This window comes from Bradyrhizobium sp., assembly GCF_019244115.1.
In the GTDB taxonomy this organism is placed as follows: domain Bacteria; phylum Pseudomonadota; class Alphaproteobacteria; order Rhizobiales; family Xanthobacteraceae; genus Bradyrhizobium.
The window spans coordinates 1-3,614 of record NZ_JAFATE010000770.1; the positions used below are offsets into that span (position 1 = coordinate 1).

Genomic DNA, 3,614 nt, shown 5'->3' on the forward strand with positions numbered 1-3,614 from the left:
CGCTGTCCCATGTCGACCTCAACCGCTGCGGCGTTGCCTTGATGGAGATCGTCTCAAAGCCCGACATCCGCGATGCGGAGCAGGCGAAGGCCTATGTGAGCAAGGTGCGTTCGATCCTGCGCTACCTTGGTACCTGTGACGGCGACATGGAGAAGGGCAATCTCCGCGCCGACGTCAACGTCTCCGTGCGCAAGCCAGGCGGCCCGCTCGGCACCCGCTGCGAGATCAAGAACATGAACTCGATCAACTTCATCGGCCAGGCGATCGAATATGAGGCGCGACGCCAGGTCGATATCCTGGAAGACGGCGGCACGATCGACCAGGAGACGCGGCTGTTCGATCCGGTCAAGGGTGAGACGCGCTCGATGCGCTCCAAGGAGGAGGCGCACGACTATCGCTATTTCCCCGATCCCGACCTGCTGCCGCTTGAGTTTTCGGAGGCTTTTGTCGCCGACCTCAAGGCGCACCTGCCGGAGCTGCCGGACCAGAAGAAGGCGCGCTTCATCGCCGACCTCGGCCTGTCGTCCTACGATGCGAGCGTGCTGGTGGCCGAGCGCGAGAGCGCCGACTTCTATGAAGCGGTGCTGGCTAGGCTCGACGATCGCGCACGCGACGGCAAGCTCGCCGCCAACTGGGTGATCAACGAGCTGTTCGGCCGCCTCAACAAGGAGGGGACGGCGATTTCCGCCTCGCCGATGTCGGCCGCGCAGCTCGGCGCCATCGTCGGCCTGATCGGCGAGGGCACGATTTCGGGCAAGATCGCCAAGGACCTGTTCGAGATCGTCTGGAACGAGGGCGGCGATCCCCGCGCGCTGGTCGAAAGCCGCGGCATGAAGCAGGTCACTGACCTCTCCGCGATCGAAAAAGTGGTCGACGGCATCGTCGACGCCAATCCCGACAAGGTCGCGCAGGCCAAGGCCAAACCCGCCGCGGTGCAATGGTTCGTCGGCCAGGTGATGAAGGCGACGGGCGGCAAGGCCGATCCGAAGGCGGCGAGCGAGCTGCTCAAAGCCAAGCTCGGCCTCTAGATCGGTTACCGACGACCAAAAACCTTCCTTGTTGCATCAAAGACGTGGATGGCCGGGTCAAGCCCGGCCATGACGAGGTCGAAAGTCGGTGCCGGCATCCGATAGCGTGAGATGGAGCCGGAAGCACCTGCTTGCGCGGCTGCTTTGATCTTCTGCAAGCGCTTTGCGTCGCGCGATGAACACCCGCAGGCGCTCAATCGATCGCCTGCGACAAACCGCCGTCCTTCGAATCGCTGACATCGATTCGCAAAAAAGCCACGGTTCGACCGGCCGTCAGCGGCGATATCGGCGTTAAGCATGAAAATTTTTTCGTTGCCAAATTTCCCGACTCAGAGTCCGCGCAGTGCGACTCTGCGCCATCGCGACGCGTTGCGAAGCAAAGGTCGCGTGTTTGATCGCGCAAAATACGAATCGCGAAAGTAACTGCGGCGCAAGCGTTTCCTGCAATGTTGACTTTCCCCGTCGTCGATGGGATGCGCATTCCTCGCATCTGTCGTCGCGCGCAGTTCGTGATCACGGCAAATCACGCGCTGCCGACTGCCGGCTTTAGGCGTCAACACTTCTTTAAGTCGGAAGCTGTTTTTTTTCTCTCGTTGGTGTATTCGAGATGCAGTGCATTCGATCCCCGAGTGCACGCAGCGAGTAGAGCCATCTCACACTGGAGGGCAACATGGCGAAGAAGGCTAAGAAGGCGAAGAAGGCGAAGAGCGCAGTGAAGAAGACTGCGAAGAAGACCCGCAAGGTCGCCAAGAAGAAGAAGTAACTCTCGCGGGTCAACGCGAGATCGCCGGCGGCTTTGATGGCCGGCGCGTCATTGGAACCTAGCGACGACGGCCTGCCTCCTGGAAGACAGCTTCGATCCCGCCAAGGTCCGATCGACGATAGAGGGTGTCGGCGAGACATCAGGTCAAACGGCTGGATCGAACTTTGACGGCTTTAATGCCCTCCGAGCCGATCCGGCAGAAGAAACGAGTTTCTTCGTTCGGTGCGGTCCAATCCGGCCCGCAGTTTCATTCTCGGCTTCACGCGAGATGAAATTTGGTCCTGACGTGTTCGCCGACGCCCTCGTTCAACGAGCCGGGGTGCCGAGCCGGCCGTAAGATTCTCCCCCCAAAGACGATCCCCTGACTTTCCAGTCTCCCGATGGTGCGCGCGGTCCGCAGCGCCGCCGCTTTGCGCATCATGGTTATCGTCGGGCTAACCGGGCCACGCGCCAGCGGGCGCGAAACCGGCTCGATGGTCGGCAATCCGTTGTTTTCCGAGCTCCATTTCGCCGTGTGGCCCGGCCGCATTCACGGCCCGTTCACCGCGATACTTAAAGCGCTTTTCAAATTTGATCGGTCATAATCAGCCCATAAGCCGGTCAATCGGCATGGGGAAGTCAGCGTTGAACAGACGGGCAGGAGCCGCGCTCGGCGAGCGCAGCCCGCTTGAGTTTCGAGGGGAGTTGCGACGAATGTTTCAGGGACTGATCGACTTGGATACCGCCATTGCCGTGCAGATGACGGCGATGCCGGATACGCTGTTCGAGCAGGGGGTCTATTGGGCTAGCGGGCGGGCCGGCAGGGTCGACCTGGTCGCCGCGCACAAATGGTTCAATCTTGCCGCCCTGAAGGGTCGCAAGGACGCGGTCGCCATGCGCAGCGAGATCGCCGCGCAGATGTCGGAGAGCGAGATCGCGCGGGCCCAGCGCGAGGCGCGCGCCTGGATCAGCGCGCACTGAAGCCGCCAACGTCGCCGGCGGAATTTAGATCCTCATGGTGAGGAGCCGCACTCTTGCGCGGCGTCTCGAACCATGAGGCCCCGATACCCATTTGCGGGCCTCATCCTTCGAGACGCTTGCTAACGCAAGCTCCTCGGGATGAGGGGATAGACTTGTCTCGTCACGCAATGGGTTATCAGAGCCCGGCGGCGCGTGCGATCAAAAACAACCCGGCCGCGCAGGCTACCGCGCCGATTGCGCGCGCGATCGCTTCTCCTGATGGCGCCAGACGCTCGAGCGTGATGGCGGCGGTCACGACCGCCATCACCCGCAGATCCATCATGCCCGATACGAGCAGGATCGCCGTCGGTCCGGCGGAGCAGGCGGTGCAGTGCAGGCCAACGCGCAGCCCCTGCCGTAACGCGCTGGCGTCATCCGAAGGCAGGGAGCGCCCGGGCGCCGCGCGGAAGCAGACGAGATGGTCGGCCTTCCAGGCGGTGAACTGCATGAGGCCGGCGATCAAGACGACCACGCCGGCGGCCACCGGAGCGGCCCGCGCCAGGACCGGCTGTTGCAGCTCGATGGCCGCGAGCGCGGCACCGAGTGGAAAGATCGCCATGCCGAGCACCACCCATACGAGGAGGTAACCGGCGCCAACCAGTGCAGTCAGCCGGTCTGCGACATTTGCGGCCGTACGGCCGAAGGCCCGGCGATGGCGCCACAGGACCGGCATCAGCGCCGGCAGCATCATCGCCGGCATCATCGCGGTCCACATGACGAGGAACGACGCCGCCGCGCCGGGCCAGCTTTCGCCGCACATCCGCGTCCACATCACTGGCAGCATCCAGCCGCCGGACATTGGCAGCCCGCCCATCGCCGTCATC

5 protein-coding genes are annotated in these 3,614 nt (G+C 63.1%); 3 read left to right on the forward strand and 2 right to left on the reverse strand.

The annotated features are described in order from the left end of the window. The coding region (gene gatB / locus JOZ76_RS32890) for an Asp-tRNA(Asn)/Glu-tRNA(Gln) amidotransferase subunit GatB (RefSeq protein ID WP_291705550.1) at positions 1 to 1,028 on the forward strand (1,028 nt) is incomplete at its 5' end. Positions 1,029 to 1,033: 5 nt separating this feature from the next. Here gatB and JOZ76_RS32895 read toward each other — a convergent pair. Next, a complete protein-coding gene (locus tag JOZ76_RS32895; RefSeq protein ID WP_291705551.1) occupies positions 1,034 to 1,327 on the reverse strand; it encodes a hypothetical protein in 294 nt (97 codons plus the stop codon). Positions 1,328 to 2,171: 844 nt separating this feature from the next. On the opposite strand from JOZ76_RS32895, the gene JOZ76_RS32900 reads away from it, so the two are divergent. Together JOZ76_RS32900 and JOZ76_RS32905 are read left to right on the forward strand one after the other, a co-directional pair. After that, positions 2,172 to 2,375: a hypothetical protein gene (locus JOZ76_RS32900; protein WP_291705552.1), complete on the forward strand. Its 204-nt coding sequence runs from the start codon at positions 2,172 to 2,174 to the stop codon at positions 2,373 to 2,375. A 109-nt stretch (positions 2,376 to 2,484) separates the two neighbouring features. Further along, positions 2,485 to 2,751, forward strand: a complete 267-nt coding sequence (locus JOZ76_RS32905; RefSeq protein ID WP_291705553.1) for a hypothetical protein — start codon at positions 2,485 to 2,487, stop codon at positions 2,749 to 2,751. A 175-nt stretch (positions 2,752 to 2,926) separates the two neighbouring features. On the opposite strand, the gene JOZ76_RS32910 is transcribed toward JOZ76_RS32905, so the two are convergent. Then, a partial coding sequence (locus JOZ76_RS32910) for a DUF2182 domain-containing protein (protein WP_291705554.1) occupies positions 2,927 to 3,614 on the reverse strand: 688 nt, incomplete at its 5' end.

Bases quoted from the DNA above. Each gene is read 5' to 3' on its own strand.
- JOZ76_RS32895 (WP_291705551.1), bottom strand. From the start codon at position 1,327: ATGCTTAACGCCGATATCGCCGCTGACGGCCGGTCGAACCGTGGCTTT.
- JOZ76_RS32900 (WP_291705552.1), top strand. From the start codon at position 2,172: ATGGTGCGCGCGGTCCGCAGCGCCGCCGCTTTGCGCATCATGGTTATC.
- JOZ76_RS32905 (WP_291705553.1), top strand. From the start codon at position 2,485: ATGTTTCAGGGACTGATCGACTTGGATACCGCCATTGCCGTGCAGATG.